The following is a 22,146-nucleotide window of genomic DNA, read 5'->3' on the forward strand; positions in this document are numbered from 1 at the left end:
GGCTAGATACTGAACAAGCGCTGCGCCACCAACGAACCGGCCGGCATGCCGCGCGCTTCCAGCTTGTTGTACAGCGTTTCAAGCTGGCTGAAGATGGCGACGAACGAGGCCTCGGTCAGCGGCCGCATATTGTCGTCGACCAGTTGCGCGCCCATGCGCTGGGCCAGCGTGTGGCCGTACTCGCACACGGTCTTGAACGGCTTGGCGGCCTGGTCGGCCACCGGCACGTCGAGCAGCAGCGTGATCTGGCGGCCGGCCTTGACGGTCAGGTCGTCGCGCAGGAAGTTGGTGTCGCCGAACTGCAGCGTGAACAGCGGACGCTGCACGCCCTCGGCGTTGGCCTGGTAGCGGATAAAGCGGGTGCCGTCGCGCGACAGCACCAGCCCGTCCTGCGTGGCCACGTTCTGCACGTACGCCGCCGACCACGGCGCGCCATCCGAGATCACGTTGACGCCCAGCTGCACGTCGCAGCCGGCGGCAAAGCCATCCAGCTCGCGCGCATTGGCGACGGTCTCGCTCATGTCCGGCAGGTCGGCCGAAGCATCGAGCGACTCGGCCAGCGACTCTACCGCGGTGATGAATTCCGAGAACTCCAGCGCGTTGAGCGGGCCGCCGCGGTTGGCCAGTTGCACGCCGACCTGCAGGTCTTCGTACTGGTGGCCGGCGGCGACCGGCTCCCATGCATTGGCTTCGGTGCGCAGGCCCTCGATATGGACCTGCTTGGTGCCGGCGCGGCGCAGCCGGCCGGTCAGCGGCAGGATGCGGTCACCGGAGGCCTTGCGCTCCAGGTGCAGGGGCACGATGCAGTCGATCAGCGGATCGATCAGGGCCGGCGTGGGCTGGCCATCGGGCACGGCGGCCACCGGAGCCGGGGCCGGCGCGGGTGCAGTCGCGGGAACCGGGGCCGGAGTGGCCTCGGCTTCGGCCTCGTCCTCGGTGGCCTCGGCATGCGTCGCGGCGATCGAGACGGACACTTCCTCGGCGACGACTTCGTCGGCATCCGCGGTGCTTGCGGCAGCCGCAGCCGCCGCAGCCGCGTGGTTATTGCCCGTCGCCACCGCGGCACCGGCCGTGGCCGTCGCCGGGGATAGCGTCGGCTCACGCCGCGGTGCCTGCTCGGCAGCGGCTTCGTGCAGGCGCGCGGCGGTTTCCGGCGCGGTGCTCTGGCCGACCACCGGCTCGCGCATCGGCGGCAGGTCGTCTTCGGGGCTGAGCTCGCGCGGGCGGCGCGCCTTGCGGATCTGCCACTGGTTGTAGCCGAACACCAGTACTACGAAAACCAGTCCCGCGACGATCAGCGCGGTCTGCAGGTCCATGTTCAGTTTCATGCTGCCTCCGCCATCGAAACCGCCGCGTCCATATCCACGGCCACGATACGCGAAACGCCCTGCTCCTGCATGGTCACGCCAATGAGTTGATGAGCCATTTCCATGGCAATCTTGTTATGTGAGATGAAAACGAATTGAGTCTTGTCCGACATGCGCGCCACCATATTGGCGTAGCGTTCGGTGTTGGCGTCGTCCAGCGGCGCGTCCACCTCGTCCAGCAGGCAGAACGGTGCCGGGTTGAGCTGGAACATGGCAAACACCAGCGCGATCGCGGTCAGCGCCTTCTCGCCGCCCGACAGCAGGTGGATGGTCGAGTTCTTCTTGCCCGGGGGCTGCGCCATCACCTGCACGCCGGCGTCGAGGATCTCCTCGCCGGTCATGATCAGGCGCGCCTGGCCGCCACCGAACAGCGACGGGAACAGCTCGCCGAAATGATGGTTGACCTGGTCGAAGGTGCCCTGCAGCAGCGCGCGGGTTTCCTGATCGATCTTGGCGATCGCGTCTTCCAGCGTGTTGATGGCGTCGTTCAGGTCGGCCGACTGCGCATCGAGGAAGGTCTTGCGCTCGCGCGCCGCGGCCAGCTCGTCGAGCGCGGCCATGTTGACCGGGCCGAGCGCGTTGATGGCGTTGTTGATGCGCGTGACTTCGCCCTGCAGATACGACGGCTTCAGGTCGCCGGTCAGCTTGTCGGCCAGCGCGGCCTCGTCCACCTCAGCCGTGGTCAGTTGCTCGCTGAACTGCTCCTGGTTCAGGCGCGCGGCCTGTTCCTTGAGTTGCAGCTCGGTGATGCGGTCGCGCAGCGGCTGCAGGCTGCGCTCGGCGGCCAGGCGCTGCTCGTCGTGCTGGCGCAACTGTGCCGACAGCGCATCGAGTTCGGTGCGCGCGATGGTGAGCTTTTCTTCCTTCTCGGCGCGGCGCTCCAGCGCTTCCTGCAGGCCGGTATGGGCGGTCTGCTCGTTGATGGTCTCAAGCTCGGCGCGGGCGTTTTCCAGGGATTCGGCAATGCGTTCGGCCTGGTCGGCGGCCACCTGGATATTGCGGCGCAGCTCGTCGATGCGGCTGGCCAGGTTGCGCTCGGCAAAGAGGGCTTCCTGCGCGGCGCGCTCGAAGTCGCGCAGCTGGTGGCGCGCGCCCGAGAGCTTGCTGTCCAGCGCCTCGAAGGCCATCTGCTGGTCTTCGTGGGTGGCCTGCATCTCTGCCAGCGCGGCGTCGTGCTGCTCGAAGCTGGCTTCGGATTCGGCGCGGATGGCGCGCTGCTCTTCGATCTGTGCGTGGATCTCGTCCAGTTCCTCGCGGATCTGGCCGCTCCGGGCAGAGTAGCGCTCCATCGCCTGCGACAGCTTGAGCACGTCCATCTGCAACGCGTGCACGCGGCGGGTAGCCTGCTCGGCGCGCGCCCGGGCATCGCCGAGCCCCTGGCTGGCCTGGGTGTAGGCCGCTTCGGCACGCACCGCCTGGGTCTTGGCTTCGTCGGACAGCAGCAGCTGCGCGCGCGCTTGCTTCTGCAGGTTTTCGATTTCCTGCTCGCGCGCCAGCATGCCGGCCTGCTCGGAATCGGCGGCGTAGATCTGGATGGCGTTGCGGCCCACCAGGTGGCCCTCGGCCACGACGAACGACGCGCCGTCAGGCAGCGTGTTGCGCGCGGCCAGCGCCTGCGCCATGTCGGTGGCGACATAGATATCGGCCAGCCAGTCCTGCATCACGGCGCGGATGCCGGGCTCGGTGATCTGCACCAGCGACATCAGCGGGCGCAGGCCGGCAGGCGTTTCCAGCGGGCGGGCGGCGGCCGGCGGCGAGTAAAACGCCAGCTTGGCCGGCGGCGCGTCGGACAGGAAGGCCTTGACCCAGTCCAGGTTCGACACTTCCAGCGCGGCCAGCTTCTCGCGCAGCACGGATTCGAGCGCGTTTTCCCAGCCCGGCTCGATATGGACCTTCTTCCACAGGCGCGGCAGCTCGGCCAGCTCATGCTTGGCCAGCCACGGCTGCACCTTGCCGTCGGTCTGCACGTTCTCCTGCAGCTGGCGCAGCGCCGACAGGCGCGCCTCCAGCGTGGCGATGGCGGAGGCTTCGCTGTGCACGCGCGCCTGCGCTGCGCGGCGCGCTTCGTCCAGGCGCGGCACGCTCTCTTCGGCATCGGCCAGCACGGCCTGGGCTTCCTCGACCAGCGCTTCCTGCTCGGCCAGCTCGGCGCGGGCCTGCTCCAGGCGGGTTTCGTCGGGGCGGTCCAGGCCCTTTTCTTCCGCCGACAGGCGTTCGCGGCGCTGTTCCAGCTGCTGCAGCATCTGGTCGGCGCTGCGCTGCTGCGCGGCTTCGAGCTTCAGGGCCTGCTCGGCCTGCATGATGCCGGCGCGCTGCTCGTTGAGCAGCTGCTGCGCGTCGCGCCATTGCGCTTCCAGCGTCGGCAGTTCGTCGTTCTTATGGGCGACGGCTTCCTGCGCCTCGACCGTGCGGCCTTCGGCCACGGCCAGGTTTTCTTCGGCCTGCGCCAGCTCGTCGGTGGCCTGTTCGGCCTTGCCCTGCCACTGCTCGCGCTGCCCGGTCAGCGCGGCGATCTGGGCCTGCACGCGATTGCGCGATTCCACCACGTAGCGGATCTCGGCTTCGAGCTTGCTGACTTCGGCATTGGCCTCATACAGCGCGCCCTGCGCGGCGTGCATGCCATCGGACGCCCCGTAGTGCGCGGCGCGCATGGTTTCGAGCTCGGCTTCGACATGGCGCAGCTGCGCGGTCTGCGCTTCCAGGTCGATCTGGGCCTGCTCGATGGCGCGCTGGTGGCGTTCCTGCTCTTGCTGGGCCTCGCGCTTGCGCAGCAGCCACAGCAGGTGCTGCTTCTCTTCGCCGTCGGCGTGCAGCGTTTTGAAGCGCTGCGCCACCTCAGCCTGGCCTTCCAGTTTTTCGAGGTTGCTGCCGAGTTCGCGCAGGATGTCTTCGACGCGGGTCAGGTTCTCGCGCGTGTCGGACAGGCGGTTTTCGGTCTCGCGGCGGCGTTCCTTGTACTTGGACACGCCCGCGGCTTCTTCCAGGAAGATGCGCATGTCATCGGGCTTGGCCTCGATGATGCGCGAGATCATGCCCTGCCCGATGATGGCGTAGGCGCGCGGGCCCAGGCCCGTGCCCAGGAAGATGTCCTGGATGTCGCGCCGGCGCACCGGCTGGTTGTTGATGTAGTAGGACGAAGTGCCGTCGCGGGTCAGCACGCGCTTGACCGCGACTTCGGCGTACTGGCTCCACTGGCCGGCGGCGCGGCCCTCGGCGTTGTCGAACACCAGTTCGACACTCGCCCGGCCGGCCTGCTTGCGCGCGGTGGAGCCGTTGAAGATGACGTCCTGCATGGATTCGCCACGCAGCTCTGATGCACGTGACTCACCCAGCACCCAGCGCACCGCATCGATGATGTTCGATTTGCCGCAGCCGTTGGGACCTACGATGCCGACCAGTTGGCCGGGCACTTGAAAATTGGTGGGATCGACAAATGACTTGAAGCCCGCCAGCTTGATCGAGGATAGTCGCACGGTTTCTCGTGTGGTATCGGCCACTCCGGTATGGGAACCGGGGTCGGCCTGGTATCGGGGCTATTGCACTGTTCAGAAAGCCGGGCTGCGCGGGAGCCGGCGCGGCGTGACGCCAGCACCTCAAAATACCCCTCGGGCCCGAGAATTGGGGCTAATCATACCATCGCAGATGCCTTCGCCGGCCCGTTTGGCAGTCGCCCCGGCGTCATATCCCATGGCCGATTTCCCTTGCTATTCCGCCCCTTACAAGCGATTCCACATGCACTTTGACAGGCGCCGCAGGCGCTGTCAGTCATCCGTGCCGGCCAACCGTTGGGAAACTTATTAGGGTAAATGCTAGTCTCTGATCTGTCGGCGTGACTTCGGATGCCCTCCGGGTCGCGCACCCATGAACGCACCCCTCGCAGCCCTTGGCCAACCAGGAGGACAGAGCATGAGTGAACCGTCAGCGGCCGCCCGGCCGTGGTCTGTCAGCGACATCAACTACCAGGCGATCGACGTGGAACGCGTACGCGGCGACCGCGACCTGTTCTACCTGCTGGTGTCAGCCTCGTTCATCGAGAGCGGGTCCGACACCTATGCCGGCAACCTTGCCACCTATTACGCCCGGGTGCCCGACGCGGCCGACTGGCTTGCCGAGCACTGGGAGGCCGAGGAACTGCAGCACGGGCTGGCGCTGCGGCGCTATGTCGAGCATGTCTGGCCGGAATTCGACTGGGAGCGCGGCTATGCGCGCTTCTTCGACGAGTACAGCAAGACCTGCTCAATCGACCAGTTCGAGCCGACCGAGGCCCTGGAAATGGCGGCCCGATGCGTGGTGGAAACCGGCACCGCCGCCTACTACCGCGCGCTGGAACAGGCCAGCGACGAACCGGTGCTGCGCGACCTCACGCGGCGCATCTCCAACGACGAGGTGCGGCACTACAAGCACTTCTACCAGTACTTCAACCGCTTTGCGGCATCCGAGCGGCTGGGCCGGCTGCGCGTGCTGGGCGCGCTGGCGCGCCGCCTGCTGGAGATCAAGAACGAGGACGCCGCGATCGCGTTGCGCAATGTGCTGCGCATGGAGCGCGGCGCAGAGGCCGTGTCCGAAACCGAGGTGCGCGCGCTCAATGCGCGCGTGTCCGGCGTGATCCGGCGCAACATCCCCATCGAAATGACCGTGAAGATGCTGCTGCGGCCGCTGCACCTGCACCGCGGCGTGGAGCGCGCGGTGCGGGCGCCGCTGGTGGCAGTGGTGTCGCGGGTCATGCTGCACTGAACCGCGCATCGGGTTGGTCAGTTACATGCCGCTGCCTCGGCGCCTGCTGGGGCCGACGCCGGCGCGCGGCTGCGGTGCACCAGCCCCGACAAGGCCCCGGCCGCCACGATGCACAGGCCGCCGGCCGCTTCCTTCCAGCTCAGCACCTCGGTCGCCAGCCACCACGCCGATACCGCCGCGATCACGATCTCGAACAGCATCAGCAGCGACACGCGGTTGGCCGGCAGCCGCTGCAGCCCGTATTGCACCACCGAGTTGCTGACTACCAGCACCGCCGCCAGGCCCAGCACCAGCATGCCCACGCTCACCTGCGCGCCCGGGACGATGGCCACCGACGGGCCATCCAGCAGCAGCGCGGCCGGCACGCCCACCACCGTGCAGCCCAGGTAGACCACGACCGTGCGCACGCGTGCGTCCATATCCGGGAAGCGCTGGCCGGCGCGGCGCGACAGCACATTGTTGACGGCAAAGCCCATGCCGCCGATCAGGCCCGACCATTCCGCGGCAGAGCCTGGCAGCGGCACGCCGACCTCGGGCGTCCACAGCATCAGCCCGGCGCCGAACAGGGCCAGTGCCACCAGCGACAGCCCTGCCGCCGACAGCCGCTCGCCCAGGAACAGCCGGGCAAACAGCGCGGTCCAGACCGGGGTCAGGTAGAACAGCAGCAGCACGCGCATCACATGGCCGTTGACACTGCCCCAGACGAAGCCGGCGTTGGTCACTCCCGCCGCCAGCCCGATGGCGACGAACAGCCAGTGCGGGCGCAGGCCGGCCAGGTGCCGGCGGAAGGCCAGCAGCGACAGCACGGCCGCGACCGAGCTGACCAGCGCCGCGGCGTGCATGCCGCCCAGGCCCCAGCCCGCCAGCACGCGGTACGGGAACCAGGCGATGCCCCAGACCGAGGCGCCGATCAGGATGGAAAGCGATGCCTTGACCGCATGGCGGTCGGCCGGCGCATGCTGCGCCGCAACAGTATTTGTGCTCATAAAGGGAATCCGTGCGAGGCGAGCCGGGCCGCCGGCCGGTGACAGCAGGCAGCGTCCGGACGGCGCCGGCGGCATCACCAGGGCGTGATGCCCGCCATCCGTGCTCGCGGCCGGCCGCGCGGGCCGGGCCGGCGCACGGAAACCCGCGCCGTTCCTCTATAATGCGTCGTTTTAACCGGCCCCGACTGACACCGTGAATCCGCGCCTCGACCTGCTCCAGCCCTACCCGTTCGAGAAACTGCGGGTGCTCTTTGCGCAGGTAAAGCCTGCCGACAAGCCGGCCATCAGCTTTGGCATCGGTGAGCCCAAGCATCCGACGCCTAAATTCATCAAGCAAGCGCTGGCAGAGTCGCTCGCGGGGCTGGCGAATTATCCCACAACGGCAGGTTCCGATGCACTACGGCAGTGCATCGCCAGCTGGCTGGAACGCCGCTACGGCCTGCCCAAGGTCAACGCCGCCACCGAAGTGCTGCCGGTGACCGGCTCGCGCGAGGCGCTGTTCGCCTTTGCCCAGACCGTGGTCGACGGCACCCGTCCGGGCGCGCTGGTGCTGTGCCCCAACCCGTTCTACCAGATCTACGAAGGCGCGGCGCTGCTGGCCGGCGCCACCCCGGTATTCGCCAACAGCGATCCGGCGCGCAACTTCGCCCCGGCCTTCGACCGCATTGCCGACGATGTCTGGCAGAAGGTGCAACTGCTGTTCGTATGCACGCCCGGCAATCCGACCGGCGCGGTGCTGTCGCTGGAAGACTGGAAGCAGCTGTTTGCGCTGTCGGACCGCTACGGCTTTGTGATCGCCTCGGACGAGTGCTACTCGGAGATCTATTTCGACGAAGGCCGCGCCCCGCTGGGAGCGCTGGAAGCCGCGCACAAGCTGGGCCGTGGCTTTGACCGGCTGGTGATGTTCTCGAGCCTGTCCAAGCGCTCCAACGTGCCGGGCCTGCGCTCGGGCTTCGTCGCCGGCGATGCCGCGCTGCTGAAGAAATTCCTGCTATACCGTACCTACCATGGTGGCGCCATGAACCCGGCGGTGCAGAGCGCCAGCATCGCCGCCTGGAACGATGAATCGCATGTGCGCGAAAACCGCGCCGCCTACGTGCGCAAGTTCAGCGAAGTCACGCCGATGCTGGCCGAGGTGCTGGACGTGGCGCTGCCCGATGCCGGCTTCTACCTGTGGGCCGATGTCTCGCGCACCGGCCTCACCGATACCGAATTCGCCGCGCGCCTGCTGGCCGAGCAGAACGTGACCGTGCTGCCCGGCAGCTACCTGGCGCGCGAGGCCGACGGCATCAACCCGGGTGCGAACCGCGTGCGCATGGCGCTGGTGGCGACACCCGAGGAATGCCTGGAAGGTGCGCGCCGGATCGTTGAATTCTGCCGCGCGCTCGGCTGAGCGCCAACCCATGACCGTGGCGCAGCCTGACCGCTGCGCCTTTATCCGATAACCACTGAAGAAACGCATATGACGCAAGCTCTGCAAGCCCTGATCGACCAGGCCTGGGAAGACCGCACCAGCCTGTCGCCCAAGTCCGCCCCCAACGACATCCGCGAGGCCGTCGCCAACGTCATCAGCCAGCTCGATGCCGGCGCGCTGCGCGTGGCCGAGAAGCAAGGCAAGGATTGGATCGTCAACCAGTGGGTCAAGAAGGCCGTGCTGCTGTCGTTCCGCCTGGAAGACAACGCGCCGATGAGCGCCGGCGGCTTTGCCCAGTTCTACGACAAGGTGCCGACCAAGTTCGCCAACTGGAGCGCCGACGACTTCGCCAAGGCCGGCTTCCGCGTGGTGCCGCCGGCCGTGGCCCGCCGCGGTTCGTTCATCGCCAAGAACGCTGTGCTGATGCCGTCGTACGTCAACATCGGCGCCTACGTCGATGAAGGCACCATGGTCGACACCTGGGCCACGGTCGGTTCGTGCGCGCAGATCGGCAAGAACGTCCACCTGTCGGGCGGCGTGGGCATTGGCGGCGTGCTGGAGCCGCTGCAGGCCAACCCGGTCATCATCGAAGACAACTGCTTTATCGGCGCGCGCTCGGAAGTGGTTGAAGGCGTGATCGTGGAAGAGAACTCGGTGATCTCGATGGGCGTGTACCTGGGCCAGTCGACCAAGATCTATGACCGCGAAACCGGCGAGATCCACTATGGCCGCGTGCCGGCGGGCTCGGTGGTGGTGGCTGGCAACCTGCCGTCCAAGGATGGCAAGTACAGCCTGTACTGCGCCGTGATCGTGAAGAAGGTCGACGCGCAGACCCGCGCCAAGACCAGCCTGAACGACCTGCTGCGCGGCGACTGAGCGCGCCTGGCGCGGCCCGCAACGGCTGCGCCGCCCCGCCCCGGGGTCCGGCCCCGGGGCAGTATTTCCGTTGTCACCCCGCCTGGCCAGGCTGACATGCCTTCCCTCCGCAAGCGACTCATGGCCCTGGATCCCACCACCGTCAGTACCGTGCTCTCCCTGCTGCCCACCATTCTCGAGCAGGCCAACAAGACCATCGAGAAACTGAAGAAGAACAAGCGCAAGGATGGAACGCCGGAAGGCGCGGTGGCCGACACGCGTGATCCCGCCGCCCGCATTGCCGAGCTGGAAGCCGCTGCCGTGCAGCAGGCCGAGGCCGTCAAGCTGCTGGCCGAGCAACATGCCATCACCATCGACGCGCTGCGCAAGGAAGCCGCCCGGCTGGACCGCCGCCTGCGCCTGATGACCGCGGTGGCCATGGGCGGCGTGGCGCTGGGCCTGGGCGGCCTGGTGATCGCGCTGAACCTGCTGTTCCGCTGAATCCAATCCATCAAGACTAGCCATGACCGTCCTGCTCTACGGCATTCCCAACTGCGATACCGTCAAGAAAGCCCGCACCTGGCTGGATGCCAATGGCGTGGCCTACAGCTTCCACGACTTCAAGAAGCAGGGCGTGGATGAAGCCATGCTGCGCGGCTGGCTGAAGCATGTACCGCTGGCGACGCTGCTCAACCGCAAGGGCACGACCTGGCGCGCGCTGTCGGACGCCGACAAGGCCCGCGCCGAACAGGAAGCCGGCGCGATCGCGCTGATGCAGCAAAGCCCGTCGCTGATCAAGCGCCCGGTGCTGGCCCATGATGGCAAGGTGATGGTCGGTTTCTCCGCCGACCAGTACGCCGGCCAGTTCTGATTTCCATTTCCGTAGTCCGATGACCGCCACCCTCGCCGCCACCCTCGCCCTCACCGAAGACCTGATCCGCCGCCGCTCCGTCACGCCCGCCGACGAAGGCTGCCAGGCCATCCTGGAAACCCGCCTGAAGGCGCTCGGCTTTGACTGCGAAGCGCTCGTCAGCGGCCCCGACGATTTCCGCGTGACCAACCTGTGGGCGGTCAAGCGCGGCACGCAGGGCAAGGACGGCAAGCTGCTGGTCTTTGCCGGCCATACCGACGTGGTGCCGACCGGCCCGCTGGAGCAGTGGCATTCGGACCCGTTCGAACCGACGCACCGCGACGGCAAGCTGTACGGCCGCGGCGCCGCCGACATGAAGACCTCGATCGCCGGCTTCGTGGTGGCGGTGGAAGAGTTCGTCAAGGCGCACCCTGCGCATGCCGGCTCGATCGCCTTCCTGATCACCAGCGACGAGGAAGGCCCGGCGCACGACGGCACCATCAAGGTGGTCGAGGCACTGTCCGCGCGCGGCGAGCGCCTGGACTACTGCGTGATCGGCGAGCCGACCTCGGTCGACACGCTCGGCGACATGGTCAAGAACGGCCGCCGCGGCTCGCTGTCGGGCAAGCTCACGGTCAAGGGCATCCAGTGCCACATCGCCTACCCGCACCTGGGCCGCAACCCGATCCACGAAGCCGCGCCGGCGCTGGCCGAGCTGGCCGCCGAGGTCTGGGACCAGGGCAATGAATACTTCCCGCCGACCAGCTGGCAGATGTCGAACATCCACGGCGGCACCGGCGCCACCAACGTGATCCCGGGCCACGTCACCATCGACTTCAACTTCCGCTTCTCGACCGCCAGCACGCCTGAAGGCCTGAAGGCGCGCGTGCATGCGATCCTGGACCGCCACCAGCTGGAATACGCGCTGGACTGGACCCTGGGCGGCGAGCCCTTCCTGACCCCGCGCGGCGAGCTGTCCGACGCGCTGTCGTCGGCGATCGAGGCCGAGACCGGCGTCAAGACCGAGCTGTCGACCACCGGCGGCACTTCTGACGGGCGCTTTATCGCCAGGATCTGCCCGCAGGTGATCGAGTTCGGCCCGCCCAACGCCAGCATCCACAAGATCGACGAGCACGTTGAAGTGCGCTTCATCGAGCCGCTGAAGAACGTTTACCGCGGCGTACTGGAACGTCTCGTCGCCTGATTTTTTTCGCCGAAAGACACCCATACATGGCAACGCCCTCTCCCCTGCGCACCGTGCGCGACCTGCTGCGTCTCGCAGTCTCGCGCTTTACCGCCGCGCGCCTGTCCTTCGGCCACGGCAGCGCCAATGCCTATGACGAAGCCGCCTACCTGGTGCTGCATACGCTGAACCTGCCGCTCGACACGCTCGACCCCTTCCTGGACGCGCGCCTGCTGCCCGAGGAAGTCGATGCCGTGCTCAAGGTCATCGACCGCCGCGTCAATGAGCGCGTGCCGGCCGCCTACATCACGCACGAGGCCTTTATGCACGGCCTGCGCTTCTACGTCGATTCACGCGTGATCGTGCCGCGCAGCTTTATCGGCGAACTGCTGCAGGACGGGCTGGAGCCCTGGGTCGGCGAGACCGACAGCATCGGCCCAGTGCTGGAGCTGTGCACCGGTTCCGGCTGCCTGCCGATCGTGGCCGCGCACGTCTGGCCGAACGCGAAGATCGACGCCGTCGACATCTCGCCCGACGCGCTCGCCGTGGCACGCCGCAACGTGGCCGACTACAAGATGGACGACCGCATCCAGCTGTATGAAGGCGACCTGTACGCGCCGCTGCCGCATGGCGCCACCTACGACGTGATCCTGACCAACCCGCCCTACGTCAACGAAGGCTCGATGCAGGCGCTGCCGCCGGAATACCTGGCCGAGCCGCGCATCGCCCTGGCCGGCGGCGACGACGGCATGGACGTGGTGCGGCGGATCATCGCCGGCGCCAAGGCGCACCTGAACCCGGGCGGCGTGCTGGTGGTGGAGATCGGCAACGAGCACGCCAACGTGGAAGCTGCGTTCCCCGAGCTGGAAATCGTCTGGCTGCCGGTCAGCGCGGGCGATGAGCAGGTGTTCTTGCTGACGTATGACGCGCTGCCGGGGTAGTTTGTTACGGTAGGGGAGCAATTCAAACCGGACTGTCGGTCTGCCAGTGCCTCCCCTCACCCCCTGCCCCTCTCCCACAAGCGGGAGAAGGGAGCAAACCGGCGGAACGCCGGCGTGGTTGGTAGAACCACCGTTTTTCGCTGACCGATTGGGTGCTCCCTCTCCCGCTTGCGGGAGAGGGCTGGGGTGAGGGCCGGCGTTTCGACGAAGTGCTGCGCAAACTGGGCGAACACCGGCCATCCCCCGGCCATGAATACCGCGCCCGCTCTACACTCGGTGCAGATACCCGCCAACCATAGCGCCTTCGCCCCGCAGCCAGTGCGGCGGCAAACCCTGAAGCCGTGACCCCCAGCAACGCCCGCCTCCCCGCATCGCCCGACGCCCTGCCCGCCCATGCCCCGGCAGCGCACGCCGCGCGCGGTATCGCCCTGCTGACATTCGCCTTTGCGCTCAGCCAGTTCTTCCGCTCCTGCCTGGCGGTGATGGCGCCCGAGCTGCAGCAAGATTTCGGGCTGTCGCCGGCGGGCTTTGGCGCACTGTCTTCGTCGTTCTTCCTGGCCTTTGCCGTGGCGCAGATTCCCGTGGGCATTGCCTTCGACCGCTACGGCGTGGGCCGGCCGACCGCGCTGCTGCTGGCGGTGGGCGCCGTGTCGTCGATCCTGTTCGTGCTGGCGCCCAACGGCGCGGCGGCCACGCTGGCGCAGGTGGGGCTGGGGCTGGCGTGCGCGCCGGTCTTCATGGGCCTGCTGCATTTCGCCTCCGAGCAGCTGTCCGAGCGCGACTACACCCGCGTGGTCAGCCGCTCCAATGCCATGGGCATGATCGGCGCGCTGTGTGCCACGGCGCCGCTGGGCTGGGCCATCTCGCTGATCGGCTGGCGCCCGTCGATGGCGGTATCGGCGCTGGGCATGGTCGTGGCCTGCTATGGCGTGTGGCGCTTCGTGCGCGACCAGGGCCATGCCGAGGCCCGCAGCGCGTCGTGGCCGGCGATGCTGTCGGAAAGCCTGCAGTTGCTGAAGCTGGCGCCGCTGTGGACGCTGATTCCGCTGTGCGTGGCGATGTCCGCCGGCACCGCCTTCCGCAATGCCTGGAGCGGCCCCTACCTGGCCGACGTGTTCGGCCTGGGCTCGGCGCCGCGCGGGGTGGCGCTGGCGCTGCTGAGCCTGGCCGGCTTCCTGACCGCCTTCCTGCTGCCGGTGCTGGTACGCCGCAACACGCTCAAGACCGCCATCGCCGGCTGGTCGTGCTTTGCCATGTCGGCCTCGTTCCTGCTGGCGTTATGGCCGGACAGCGGCATCGGCTACGGCGTGGCGATGATGGCGCTGCTGTCGACCATCGGCATGCTGCACCCGCTGGTGATGGCGCAGGGCCGCGGGCTGGTCCCGCCGTCGCGGCGCGGGCGCGGGCTGGGCCTGCTCAACACCTTTGTGTTCCTGGGATCGGCGCTGACGTCATGGGGCTACGGGCTGATCGCCAATGCCGGCCATGTGCGTGGCTGGCCGCTGCCCTCCACCTATGCGGCGATCTTCCTGTCCGCGGGCCTGCTGATTGCCGCCGCACTGGTGCCCTACTTCTTCAGCCAGCCGCATCCCACCAGTCATTAGCCAGACTCAGGCCGCGGCAAGCGCCCGCACCATGTCGGCGATGATGGTGAAGCGGATCACGCGCAGGCAGGCCAGTTCGCCGGCAAACCCGCCGGTGAGCGCCGGGCGCTCCCGCGCCATGGCCGCGTTCTGTTGCTCGGCCTGCACATAGAGCGCCTGCGCGGCCGGCCCGATGCCGCGCAGCATGGCGTCCAGCCGCCGCTCGGCGGTCACGCCAGTCAGGCCCAGCGCGCGCCCTGCCTCCAGCACCAGCGCGCGCGAGAAATCGCTGTAGAACTCCACCCCCAGCACCGGCCAGGCAAAGCGGTGCGCCTGCGGCCAGCCGGTCTTGTCATAGGTGCGGGTGGCGTAAGCCGCCTCGCTGAGCAGGTCGTAGAACGGCGCCAGCGCAATGCCGGCATCGGACACCAGGAAGCTCAGGTTCTTCAGGTGCGCATCCGAATTGCCCACCAGGATGTTGAACACCAGCCAGTCGAACAGCCGTGCCCGCGCCACCGCCGGCGCGCGGCACAGCGTTGCCAGTTGCGCCAGCCGCCCGACGCTGCCCTGGTCGTACTTGAAGGTGCGCGGCAGGTTCAGCAGCTGGCAGGCATCGATCGCATGCAGCCGCTGCCACTGCCCTTGCTGCGTGAGGTGGCGATCGAAACGGTCGATCAGGTAGACCGGCGACGGCACATAGCGCCGGTGCACCGGCGGCACCTCCAGCTTCAGCCGCGCGGCCAGCGACATCACGAACCACTCGTTGATGACCGAATGCGGATAGATCTCCTGCATCTGGTGCGTCGGCTTGAGGATATGCGTGGACGGCGTATCCGCGCCGGGCTCGAACAGCGCGCCGTCCTGCAGCACCACCGCCAGCTTGTGTTGGGCGCCGGCCAGCGACATGCGCTTGACCGCGCCATGTGTAAGCGGCACGCTGGGCAGGCTGTGGATGCGGGCGTCGAGCGCGGCGTCGCTCAAGGGGCGCAGGGCTGGCGCCGTGGCCGGCCCGCGGCCGGGCGGCAGCAGCGTCAGCGAGCCCGCCGATTCCGCCCCATAGTGCGCCAGCAGGGCAAAGGCATCGGCCTCGTTGCGGATGCTGGCATCGCGTGCCAGCAGCGCACGCTGGCCGTCTTCGGGCAGCAGGTTGTCGAAGTACCACTGCACCGGCCTCATCGTGCTGCCATCGGCGAGCGCCTCCGGCTGCAGCGGCAGCGCCGGGCTCAGCGCGAAGGCGTGCGGGTTGCCCAGCCACGCCGCGTCATAGCGGAACGACCAGGCATCGCTGGCCTCATGTAGCTCGCCCACCGGCGTGCCGTTGATGCTGGCGACCAGTACACGCTCAGCCATGCTGGTCGCCTCCCTTGACCGCTGCGCGCCGGTTGCGGCTGCGCGCCTGGCGCTGCCTGAGCTTGGCGAGCTCGGCCGCTACCAGCGGCGCCGCCGCCTCCGGCATGTCGACCACCACGCGCAGGCCAAGCCCTTCCAGCACCTGGAACAGCTTGCCCCACTGGATGCCTTCGGCGCCGTTCTCTACGCGCACCATGAAGTTCTCGCTGACGCCGATGGCGCCTGCGGCATCGTCCTGGCGCAGGCCTTGCGCCTTGCGGGCAGCGCGCACGAAGGCGCCGATATCGCCGGGTTCGGTGAGGGTCACTGGCACAAAAATCTCCTTGATTGCAAAGACTTTAGTGTTTCCGGGCAAGAAAATCAAGAAATCTCCCTGATTGCAAAGATTCAACCCTCTGAACACGGCCAACCGGCAAAATCTCCCCATTCGCAAAGATTATTGCTGTAGCCGGCCGCCGGGCACAACCATTTCGCACCGGTGCCGCCCTACCGCTTCGCTTGTAAAAAGCCAGACTTATCGATTTAAGAATTCCGCTGGCGGGCTTACACCTTTACCGTTTGTGACACCAACATCCCAGCCCGACCTGGCGACAAGGGACAACGGCTGCGCCCGCGGCCGGCACAACAAGGAGACAAGCTGATGGCATCCCTGATCGCATCCCGGCGCCCCGCCCTGGGCCGCCGTGCATGGCTGGCCGGCATGCTGGCCACGGCCGCCATGGTCACCACCGCCGCCTTGCCGTCCGGCGCCAGCGCCGAGACCTGGCCATCGCGCCCGATCCAGCTGCTGATCCCCTACCCGCCGGGCGGCAGCGCCGACCTGCTGGCGCGCCCGGTCGCCGCCAGGCTGCAGGAGCGCCTGGGCCAGCCCGTGGTGCTGGACTACCGGCCCGGCGCCGGCGGCACCATCGCCAGCCAGGCGCTGGCGCGGGCCAAGCCCGACGGCTACACCCTGATCATGGTGCTGGCGGCCCATGCCATCAATGCCAGCCTGTACCCGAAGCTGCCCTATGACACACGCAAGGACTTCGCGCCGGTCTCGCTGGTGGCCAACCTGCCGATGATCCTGGCCGGGAGCCCTTCGCTGCAGGCCACCAACGTGAAGGAGCTGATTGCCGAGGCCAAGGCCGCCCCCGGCAAGCTGACCTTCGCCTCGGCCGGCAACGGCAATACCGGCCACCTGGCGGGTGAATTGTTCGATTCCGTCGCGGGCATCAAGATGACCCACGTTCCGTACAAGGGCAGCGCGCAGGTGGTGACGGCAATGCTGTCGGGCGAGGTCCAGCTGACCTTCGACAGCATCTCCACCACCCTGCCGCACGTGAAGAGCGGCAAGCTGCGCGCACTGGCCGTGACCGGCAGCCAGCGCGCCGCGGTCGCGCCCGAGGTGCCGACGCTGGCCGAGGCCGGCGTGCCGGGCATCAGCATCACCGGCTGGTACGCGGTGCTGGCACCGGCCGGCACGCCGCAGCCCGTGATCGACCGGCTCAGCACCGAGATTGCCACGGTGCTGCGCCAGCCCGAACTGAAGGCCACGCTGGCCGCCAACGGCTATGAGCCGGTGGGCTCGACGCCCGCCGCGCTGCGCACCCATATCGACGCCGAGATCAACCGCTGGAGCAAGGTGGTGAAGGACTCCGGCGCACAGATCCAGTAAGTCTGCTTCGATCCATCATCGCTCTTCGGGTGCGCCACGCTGGCACCCGCATCCCCTTGCCGAACATGACCCAACCGACCCCACCGACCCCACTTCAACGCCCCTTCACCACCATGTCCGTGCTCGTGCGCGAGCACGCCACGCAGCGCCCCACGCAGCGCGCCCTGATGCATGGCGAGCGCGCGCTCGACTATGCCGGTCTCGATGCCGCCATGGACCGCATCGCCGCGGCGCTGGCCCGCGACGGCGTGCGCCCCGGCGAAGCCATCGCCATCTGCGCGTCGTCCTCGATCGAATACGCCGCGGTGTACCTGGGCGCGGTGCGCGCCGGCGTGGTGGTGGCGCCGCTGGCGCCGTCATCCACGCCGGACAGCCTGGCCGGCATGGTTGCCGACGCGGGCGCGCGCATCCTGTTCACGGATGCCACCGTGGCCGACGTGCTGCAGCCCGTGCGCGACCAACTGGCCGCCACGCCCATCGTCACGCTGGACGGCAGCGACGCAGGCCAGCCGTACCAGGCCTGGCTGGCACCCGCCGGCACGCCGGTGACCGAGCCCGGGATCCGCCCGGAGATGCCGCTCAACATCATCTATTCCTCCGGCACCACCGGCACCCCCAAGGGCATCGTGCAGTCGCACGGCATGCGCTGGGCCCATGTGTCGCGCGGCGCCGCCACCGGCTACGGCACGCATGCGATCACGCTGCTGTCGACGCCGCTGTATTCCAACACCACGCTGGCCAGCTTCTTCCCGACCATCGGCCTGGGCGGCACGGCGATCCTGATGACCAAGTTCGATGCGGGCCAGTACCTGGCGCTGGCGCAGCAGCATCGCGCCACGCACACCATGCTGGTGCCGGTGCAATACCAGCGGCTGCTGGCGCATCCGGAATTCGACCGCCATGACCTGTCGTCCTTCCAGCAGAAGTTCTGCACCAGCGCGCCGTTCAGCCCCGCCCTGAAGGCCGAAGTGCTGCGGCGCTGGCCGGGCGCGCTGACCGAGCTGTACGGCATGACCGAAGGCGGCGGCGGCTGCCTGCTGTTCGCCGACCAGTTCCCCGACAAGCTGCATACCGTGGGGCGCCCCGCCACCGGTGCCGACGTGCGCATCATCGACGACGAGGGCCGCGAGCTGCCGCCCGGCAGCACCGGCGAAGTGGTGGGCCGTTCGGCGGCGATGATGAACGGCTACCACAACCAGCCGGAGAAAACCGCTGAGACCGAATGGCACGACGCGCAGGGCCAGCGCTTTATCCGCACCGGAGATATCGGCCGCTTCGACGAAGACGGCTTCCTGGTGCTGATGGACCGCAAGAAGGACATGATCATCTCCGGCGGCTTCAACATCTACCCGAGCGATCTCGAGGCGGTGGTGCGCGAACACCCGGCGGTGGCCGACGTATCGGTGGTGGGCGTGCCGTCGGAGCGCTGGGGCGAGACCCCGGTGGCCTTCGTCGCGCTGCGCGCCGGCGGCGGCGCCACGGCGCAGGACGTGCTGGCCTGGGCCAACCAGCACCTGGGCAAGACCCAGCGGCTGGCCGCGATCCATGAGGTGGAGAGCCTGCCGCGCAGCGCCATCGGCAAGGTGCTCAAGCGCGAACTGCGCGACCGCATCACTGGCGCCTGACGCGCTGCGCACGGCACACGCGCAAAAAGTTGGCGCGGGTGCTTGCACAATCGAAAAGGCGTCTCTATAATTCGCGCCTTCGCTAGGCTCGTAGCTCAGCTGGTTAGAGCACCACCTTGACATGGTGGGGGTCGTTGGTTCGAGTCCAATCGAGCCTACCAACGCACAACGGAACACGGACGGTACGCATCGCGCACCGTCCGTTTTTCTTTTCCGGCGCCGGTTTCAAGTGCCGATGCCGAACTCCGCCAGCACCGCTTCGGTATGCTGGCCCAGCGCCGGCGCATTCCCTGCCGGCCGTTCCGATCCTGCCATGCCTGGCAGGTTGGCCCACGGCACTTCGCCCACCCCTGCCAGCGGCAGTCGGCCGAACACGCCCGCCTGCGCGCATTGCGCGCTATCCAGCAGGTCCCGCGCATGGCCCACGCGCGCGAACAGCACATCGTGCTCGGTCAGCAGCGCCTCCCAGTGCGCCAGCGGCTGTGCGGCAATGGCCTGCGCCACGCGCCGGACCAACGCCGCCGCGCGCGGCAAACGGCCGGCGCTGGTGTGCAGCGCCGGATCGGCCAGCCAGTCGTCGAAGCCCAGCAGCGTTGCCAGCCGTACAAACATGGCGTCGTTGAGCATGCTGAGGTACAGCCGGCCATCGGCCGCATCGAACAGCCCGGTGGGCGCATTGGCCACGGCCAGCTCAGCATCGGGGAACATGGCGTCATCCACCATCAGGTAGGACTGCAGCGCGGCACTGGTCTCCAGCAGTGACAGCCGCACGTGCCGGCCGCGGCCGTTGCGCGCGGCCTTGTACAGCGCTGCCGACGCATGCTGGGCCGCATAGAGCCCGGTGCTCAGGTCGACCATGTAGAAGGCGATGCGGCGCGGCTGGCCGGCACTGTCGCGGTTCAGGTGCATCAGGCCGCTGAAGGCCTGCATGGTGGTGTCCACCGCAGGCATGTTCGCCATCGGGCCGGCATGGCCGTAGCCCGAGATCGAGACATAGACCAGCGCCGGGTTGCGCGCGGCCAGTGCCTCGTAGCCAACGCCCATGCGCTCGGCCACGCCGGGGCGGAAATTCTGGATCACCACGTCGGCCTGCTGCGCCAGCCTGGCGATGGCGGCCCGGCCGCTGCCGCTGCGCGCGTCCAGCAGTACGCTCTCCTTGCCCGCGTTGCAGGCGACCGCAATCGCGGTCTGGCCGGCGCGGATGCGCCCCATCTGCCGCGACCAGTCGCCGCCCGGCGGCTCCACCTTGATCACGCGCGCGCCCTGCTGGCGCAGGATCAGGCCGCAGTACGGGCCGGCGATGCCCTGGCTCAGGTCTAGCACGGTCAGGCCGTCGAACATGGCATCGTCAGTTGCCGCTTGTGCTTGGTGCATGTCGTGCTCTCCGTTCAGATATCCAGCATGACCTTGCCGATGGCGCGGCGCGACATCGTGGTGTCGACGGCGTTGAGCCAGTCGTTCAGCGGGAAGTGCTGCAGCACGGGCGGCGCCAGCTTGCCGCTGGCTGCCGCCTGCATGATCTCGGCCACCATCGCCTGCACCGGCTGCGCAAAGCGCCGGCGCTCGTCGGTCAGGCCCCAGCCGATGTAGTAGCCGTAGTTGAAGCCGATCAGGCTCAGGTTCTTCACCAGCAGCAGGTTGGCCGGCACCTCCGGGATGCGCCCGCTGGCATAGCCGATCGACAGCAGCCGCGCGCCCGGCGCCGCGCAGCGCAGCGAGGCGTCGAAGAGATCGCCGCCGACCGGGTCGAACACCACGTCGGCACCGCCCGCGGGGCACAGCGCCTTGACCGCTGCCGCCAGCGTGGCCGCGTCGGACGGCAGCGCATGCGCAGCGCCGTTGCGCAGCGCCGCCTCGCGCTTGGCCTCGGTGCTGGCGGTGGCGATCACGCGCGCGCCCATCAGCCGGCCCACCTGCACCGCGGCCGTGCCCAGCGCGCCGCTGGCGCCATGGACCAGCATGGTTTCTCCCGGCTGCAGCGCGGCGCGCCAGGCCAGCGCGGCCCAGACCGTGCCATAGGTGACGGGCAGCGCGGCCGCCTGGGCCAGCTCCAGCCCGTCAGGCACCGGATAGACCGTGTCGGCCATGGCCACCACTTCCTCGGCGAAGCCGCCCCAGTCCAGCGCCGCTGCCACGCGCTGGCCCGGGTGCAGGCGAGTCACATCAGGCGCCACCTCGATGATCTCGCCCGCGACCTCGGTGCCTGGGGTGAACGGCAGCGGCGGCTTGCGCTGGTACTTGCCGGACACAAACAGGCTCAGCGCAAAGCCCACCCCGGCATGGCGCACGCGGATGCGCACCTGGCCCGGTGCCAGCGGCTGGCGCGGGAGGCGTCGCAGTGCCAGCTCGCTCCAGTGGCACCAGCGGGAGCAGACCAGCCCCAGGTAATCTTTTGCTTGCATCGGCACTCCTGTCATTCGAGCGTGATGCCGACATCGCTGATGATGCGGCTCCATTTGTCGCGGTCGTTCTTCATCACCGTGGCGAAGGCTTCCGGCGTGCTGCCGATCGGCACCAGGTTCAGGTCCTGCATCTTCTTCGCGATTTCCGGCAGGCGCACGATGCGCGCGACCTCGCGCGACAAGGCATCGACCCGTGCCTTGGGCACGCCGGCGGGGAACAGCAGGCCCATCCACGCATCGGGCTCGAAGCCCTTGTAGCCGGCCTCCCGGAAGGTCGGCACCTTGGGCAGCAGCGCCGAACGCTCCGCGCCGGCGATCGCCACCGGCACCAGCTTGCCGCCCTGCAGCAGCGGCATGGCCGTGCCCACGGCAATAAAGCCCAGCTTCACATGGCCGGCTGCCAGGTCGGTGGCCAGCGGCGCGCCGCCCTTGTAGGCGACGTGCTCCATCTGCAGCCCGGCCTCGCGCTTGAGCAGCTCACCCAGGATATGGCCGGTCGTGCCCGCGCCATACGACCCATACGGATACTTGCCGGGATTGGCCTTGAGCAGTGCCACCACCTCCGGCAGCGTGCGCGCCGGGAAGTCCGGCGACACCGCCAGGATGGTGGACGAGATCGCCACCTCGCTGACCGGCGTGAAGTCCGCGATCGGGTCATAGCCGATACCCCGATACAGCGACGGATTCTGCACGTGCGCGGTGAAGGTCAACAGCGCGGTGTAACCATCCTTTGCCGCGCGGGCGACGTACTTGGTGCCCGTGGTGGTGCCCGCGCCAGGCTTGTTGTCGACGATGACCGGCTGGCCCCAGCTCCTGGTCAGCTCCTGCCCGATCAGCCGCGCCACGGCATCGTTCACATTGCCCGCCACCGACGGCACCACGATGGTCAGCGGGCGCGACGGGTAGGGTTCGGCAGAGGCGGGATCGGCGGCGCAGACTGCCGCCGGGATGGCCGCCAGCAGCATGGCGGCTGCGGCTGCGCGCAGCCGTGCGGAACGGTGTTGCATCGGTGTGTCTCCTGTCCTGGCTCCCTTCTGTGGTGCCCGCGGGAGTGCGGTGCGCGAGGGATGCCAACGCAGTCTAGGCCAGCACCCCGCCTGGCGTGATTCCCGCGCGGCGCGGGTCAAGTCCTGCCAGGCATGGCGCAGCGCCGCATTGCCCTACCCCTCCCCGCTGACACGGCCAAGGCGGTGAGCGGC

At 68.4% G+C, this 22,146-nt stretch carries 18 protein-coding genes and 1 tRNA gene; 11 read left to right on the forward strand and 8 right to left on the reverse strand.

What is annotated here, in order from left to right:
* Window positions 1–2: 2 nt before the first annotated feature.
* Both AC07UK_RS01400 and smc read right to left on the reverse strand, forming a co-directional pair.
* On the reverse strand, window positions 3–1,328 hold the full coding sequence (locus tag AC07UK_RS01400; protein WP_494685392.1) for a cell division protein ZipA C-terminal FtsZ-binding domain-containing protein: 1,326 nt from the start codon (window positions 1,326–1,328) through the stop codon (window positions 3–5).
* Window positions 1,325–4,840: a chromosome segregation protein SMC gene (smc, locus tag AC07UK_RS01405; RefSeq protein ID WP_436221890.1), complete on the reverse strand. Its 3,516-nt coding sequence runs from the start codon at window positions 4,838–4,840 to the stop codon at window positions 1,325–1,327. The genes AC07UK_RS01400 and smc overlap by 4 nt, the downstream gene beginning before the upstream one ends.
* Window positions 4,841–5,273: 433 nt before the next feature.
* Between smc and AC07UK_RS01410 the strand changes: the two genes are divergently transcribed.
* A complete protein-coding gene (locus AC07UK_RS01410) occupies window positions 5,274–6,101 on the forward strand; it encodes a ferritin-like domain-containing protein (protein WP_494685391.1) in 828 nt (275 codons plus the stop codon).
* A 17-nt stretch (window positions 6,102–6,118) separates the two neighbouring features.
* Here the strand turns inward: AC07UK_RS01410 and AC07UK_RS01415 are convergent, their stop codons facing one another.
* Entirely contained in the window at window positions 6,119–7,087 is a 969-nt protein-coding gene (locus AC07UK_RS01415; protein ID WP_494685390.1) for a DMT family transporter, read from the reverse strand.
* Window positions 7,088–7,280: 193 nt separating this feature from the next.
* On the opposite strand from AC07UK_RS01415, the gene dapC reads away from it, so the two are divergent.
* The 7 genes from dapC to AC07UK_RS01450 all read left to right on the forward strand — a co-directional run bounded on the left by dapC (window position 7,281) and on the right by AC07UK_RS01450 (window position 13,934).
* Entirely contained in the window at window positions 7,281–8,480 is a 1,200-nt protein-coding gene (gene dapC / locus AC07UK_RS01420) for a succinyldiaminopimelate transaminase (RefSeq protein WP_494685389.1), read from the forward strand.
* Between the two features lie 69 nt (window positions 8,481–8,549).
* Entirely contained in the window at window positions 8,550–9,377 is an 828-nt protein-coding gene (gene dapD / locus AC07UK_RS01425) for a 2,3,4,5-tetrahydropyridine-2,6-dicarboxylate N-succinyltransferase (protein WP_436221893.1), read from the forward strand.
* Window positions 9,378–9,473: 96 nt separating this feature from the next.
* Window positions 9,474–9,857, forward strand: coding sequence for a hypothetical protein (locus tag AC07UK_RS01430; RefSeq protein WP_011615476.1), 384 nt, complete (start codon window positions 9,474–9,476; stop codon window positions 9,855–9,857).
* A 22-nt stretch (window positions 9,858–9,879) separates the two neighbouring features.
* Window positions 9,880–10,227: an ArsC family reductase gene (locus AC07UK_RS01435; RefSeq protein ID WP_436221894.1), complete on the forward strand. Its 348-nt coding sequence runs from the start codon at window positions 9,880–9,882 to the stop codon at window positions 10,225–10,227.
* A gap of 19 nt (window positions 10,228–10,246) precedes the next feature.
* Window positions 10,247–11,410, forward strand: coding sequence for a succinyl-diaminopimelate desuccinylase (dapE, locus tag AC07UK_RS01440; protein ID WP_494685388.1), 1,164 nt, complete (start codon window positions 10,247–10,249; stop codon window positions 11,408–11,410).
* 26 nt (window positions 11,411–11,436) lie between these two features.
* Window positions 11,437–12,330 (forward strand): 50S ribosomal protein L3 N(5)-glutamine methyltransferase, encoded by an 894-nt coding sequence (prmB, locus tag AC07UK_RS01445; protein WP_494685387.1) that lies wholly within the window; start codon window positions 11,437–11,439, stop codon window positions 12,328–12,330.
* Window positions 12,331–12,671: 341 nt separating this feature from the next.
* Window positions 12,672–13,934, forward strand: coding sequence for an MFS transporter (locus AC07UK_RS01450; RefSeq protein ID WP_494685386.1), 1,263 nt, complete (start codon window positions 12,672–12,674; stop codon window positions 13,932–13,934).
* A gap of 6 nt (window positions 13,935–13,940) precedes the next feature.
* Here the strand turns inward: AC07UK_RS01450 and AC07UK_RS01455 are convergent, their stop codons facing one another.
* Window positions 13,941–15,263, reverse strand: a complete 1,323-nt coding sequence (locus tag AC07UK_RS01455; protein WP_436221897.1) for a HipA domain-containing protein — start codon at window positions 15,261–15,263, stop codon at window positions 13,941–13,943.
* Entirely contained in the window at window positions 15,256–15,576 is a 321-nt protein-coding gene (locus tag AC07UK_RS01460; RefSeq protein WP_013956979.1) for a helix-turn-helix domain-containing protein, read from the reverse strand. The genes AC07UK_RS01455 and AC07UK_RS01460 overlap by 8 nt, the downstream gene beginning before the upstream one ends.
* Window positions 15,577–15,903: 327 nt before the next feature.
* Here AC07UK_RS01460 and AC07UK_RS01465 point away from each other — a divergent pair, with 327 nt between their 5' ends.
* The 3 genes from AC07UK_RS01465 to AC07UK_RS01475 all read left to right on the forward strand — a co-directional run bounded on the left by AC07UK_RS01465 (window position 15,904) and on the right by AC07UK_RS01475 (window position 18,706).
* A complete protein-coding gene (locus AC07UK_RS01465; RefSeq protein ID WP_494685385.1) occupies window positions 15,904–16,920 on the forward strand; it encodes a tripartite tricarboxylate transporter substrate binding protein in 1,017 nt (338 codons plus the stop codon).
* A 65-nt stretch (window positions 16,921–16,985) separates the two neighbouring features.
* On the forward strand, window positions 16,986–18,545 hold the full coding sequence (locus tag AC07UK_RS01470) for a class I adenylate-forming enzyme family protein (protein ID WP_436221899.1): 1,560 nt from the start codon (window positions 16,986–16,988) through the stop codon (window positions 18,543–18,545).
* 84 nt (window positions 18,546–18,629) lie between these two features.
* Window positions 18,630–18,706 (forward strand) — tRNA-Val (locus AC07UK_RS01475).
* A 64-nt stretch (window positions 18,707–18,770) separates the two neighbouring features.
* Here AC07UK_RS01475 and AC07UK_RS01480 read toward each other — a convergent pair.
* The 3 genes from AC07UK_RS01480 to AC07UK_RS01490 are packed head-to-tail and all read right to left on the reverse strand — an operon-like array spanning window position 18,771 to window position 21,954.
* Window positions 18,771–19,919, reverse strand: a complete 1,149-nt coding sequence (locus tag AC07UK_RS01480) for a CaiB/BaiF CoA transferase family protein (RefSeq protein WP_494685384.1) — start codon at window positions 19,917–19,919, stop codon at window positions 18,771–18,773.
* A 14-nt stretch (window positions 19,920–19,933) separates the two neighbouring features.
* Window positions 19,934–20,947, reverse strand: a complete 1,014-nt coding sequence (locus tag AC07UK_RS01485; protein ID WP_494685383.1) for an NADPH:quinone oxidoreductase family protein — start codon at window positions 20,945–20,947, stop codon at window positions 19,934–19,936.
* Window positions 20,948–20,958: 11 nt separating this feature from the next.
* Window positions 20,959–21,954 (reverse strand): Bug family tripartite tricarboxylate transporter substrate binding protein, encoded by a 996-nt coding sequence (locus AC07UK_RS01490; protein ID WP_494685382.1) that lies wholly within the window; start codon window positions 21,952–21,954, stop codon window positions 20,959–20,961.
* Between the last annotated feature and the right edge of the window lie 192 nt (window positions 21,955–22,146).

The organism is Cupriavidus sp. GW821-FHT07C08 (assembly GCF_059419025.1).

What these genes read in the sequence shown, in the direction of transcription:
- AC07UK_RS01400 (WP_494685392.1), bottom strand. Translation starts at nt 1,328, where the DNA reads ATGAAACTGAACATGGACCTGCAGACCGCGCTGATCGTCGCGGGACTG.
- AC07UK_RS01410 (WP_494685391.1), top strand. Translation starts at nt 5,274, where the DNA reads ATGAGTGAACCGTCAGCGGCCGCCCGGCCGTGGTCTGTCAGCGACATC.
- AC07UK_RS01415 (WP_494685390.1), bottom strand. Translation starts at nt 7,087, where the DNA reads ATGAGCACAAATACTGTTGCGGCGCAGCATGCGCCGGCCGACCGCCAT.
- dapD (WP_436221893.1), top strand. Translation starts at nt 8,550, where the DNA reads ATGACGCAAGCTCTGCAAGCCCTGATCGACCAGGCCTGGGAAGACCGC.
- AC07UK_RS01430 (WP_011615476.1), top strand. Translation starts at nt 9,474, where the DNA reads ATGCCTTCCCTCCGCAAGCGACTCATGGCCCTGGATCCCACCACCGTC.
- AC07UK_RS01435 (WP_436221894.1), top strand. Translation starts at nt 9,880, where the DNA reads ATGACCGTCCTGCTCTACGGCATTCCCAACTGCGATACCGTCAAGAAA.
- dapE (WP_494685388.1), top strand. Translation starts at nt 10,247, where the DNA reads ATGACCGCCACCCTCGCCGCCACCCTCGCCCTCACCGAAGACCTGATC.
- prmB (WP_494685387.1), top strand. Translation starts at nt 11,437, where the DNA reads ATGGCAACGCCCTCTCCCCTGCGCACCGTGCGCGACCTGCTGCGTCTC.
- AC07UK_RS01455 (WP_436221897.1), bottom strand. Translation starts at nt 15,263, where the DNA reads ATGGCTGAGCGTGTACTGGTCGCCAGCATCAACGGCACGCCGGTGGGC.
- AC07UK_RS01465 (WP_494685385.1), top strand. Translation starts at nt 15,904, where the DNA reads ATGGCATCCCTGATCGCATCCCGGCGCCCCGCCCTGGGCCGCCGTGCA.
- AC07UK_RS01470 (WP_436221899.1), top strand. Translation starts at nt 16,986, where the DNA reads ATGACCCAACCGACCCCACCGACCCCACTTCAACGCCCCTTCACCACC.
- AC07UK_RS01480 (WP_494685384.1), bottom strand. Translation starts at nt 19,919, where the DNA reads ATGCACCAAGCACAAGCGGCAACTGACGATGCCATGTTCGACGGCCTG.
- AC07UK_RS01485 (WP_494685383.1), bottom strand. Translation starts at nt 20,947, where the DNA reads ATGCAAGCAAAAGATTACCTGGGGCTGGTCTGCTCCCGCTGGTGCCAC.
- AC07UK_RS01490 (WP_494685382.1), bottom strand. Translation starts at nt 21,954, where the DNA reads ATGCAACACCGTTCCGCACGGCTGCGCGCAGCCGCAGCCGCCATGCTG.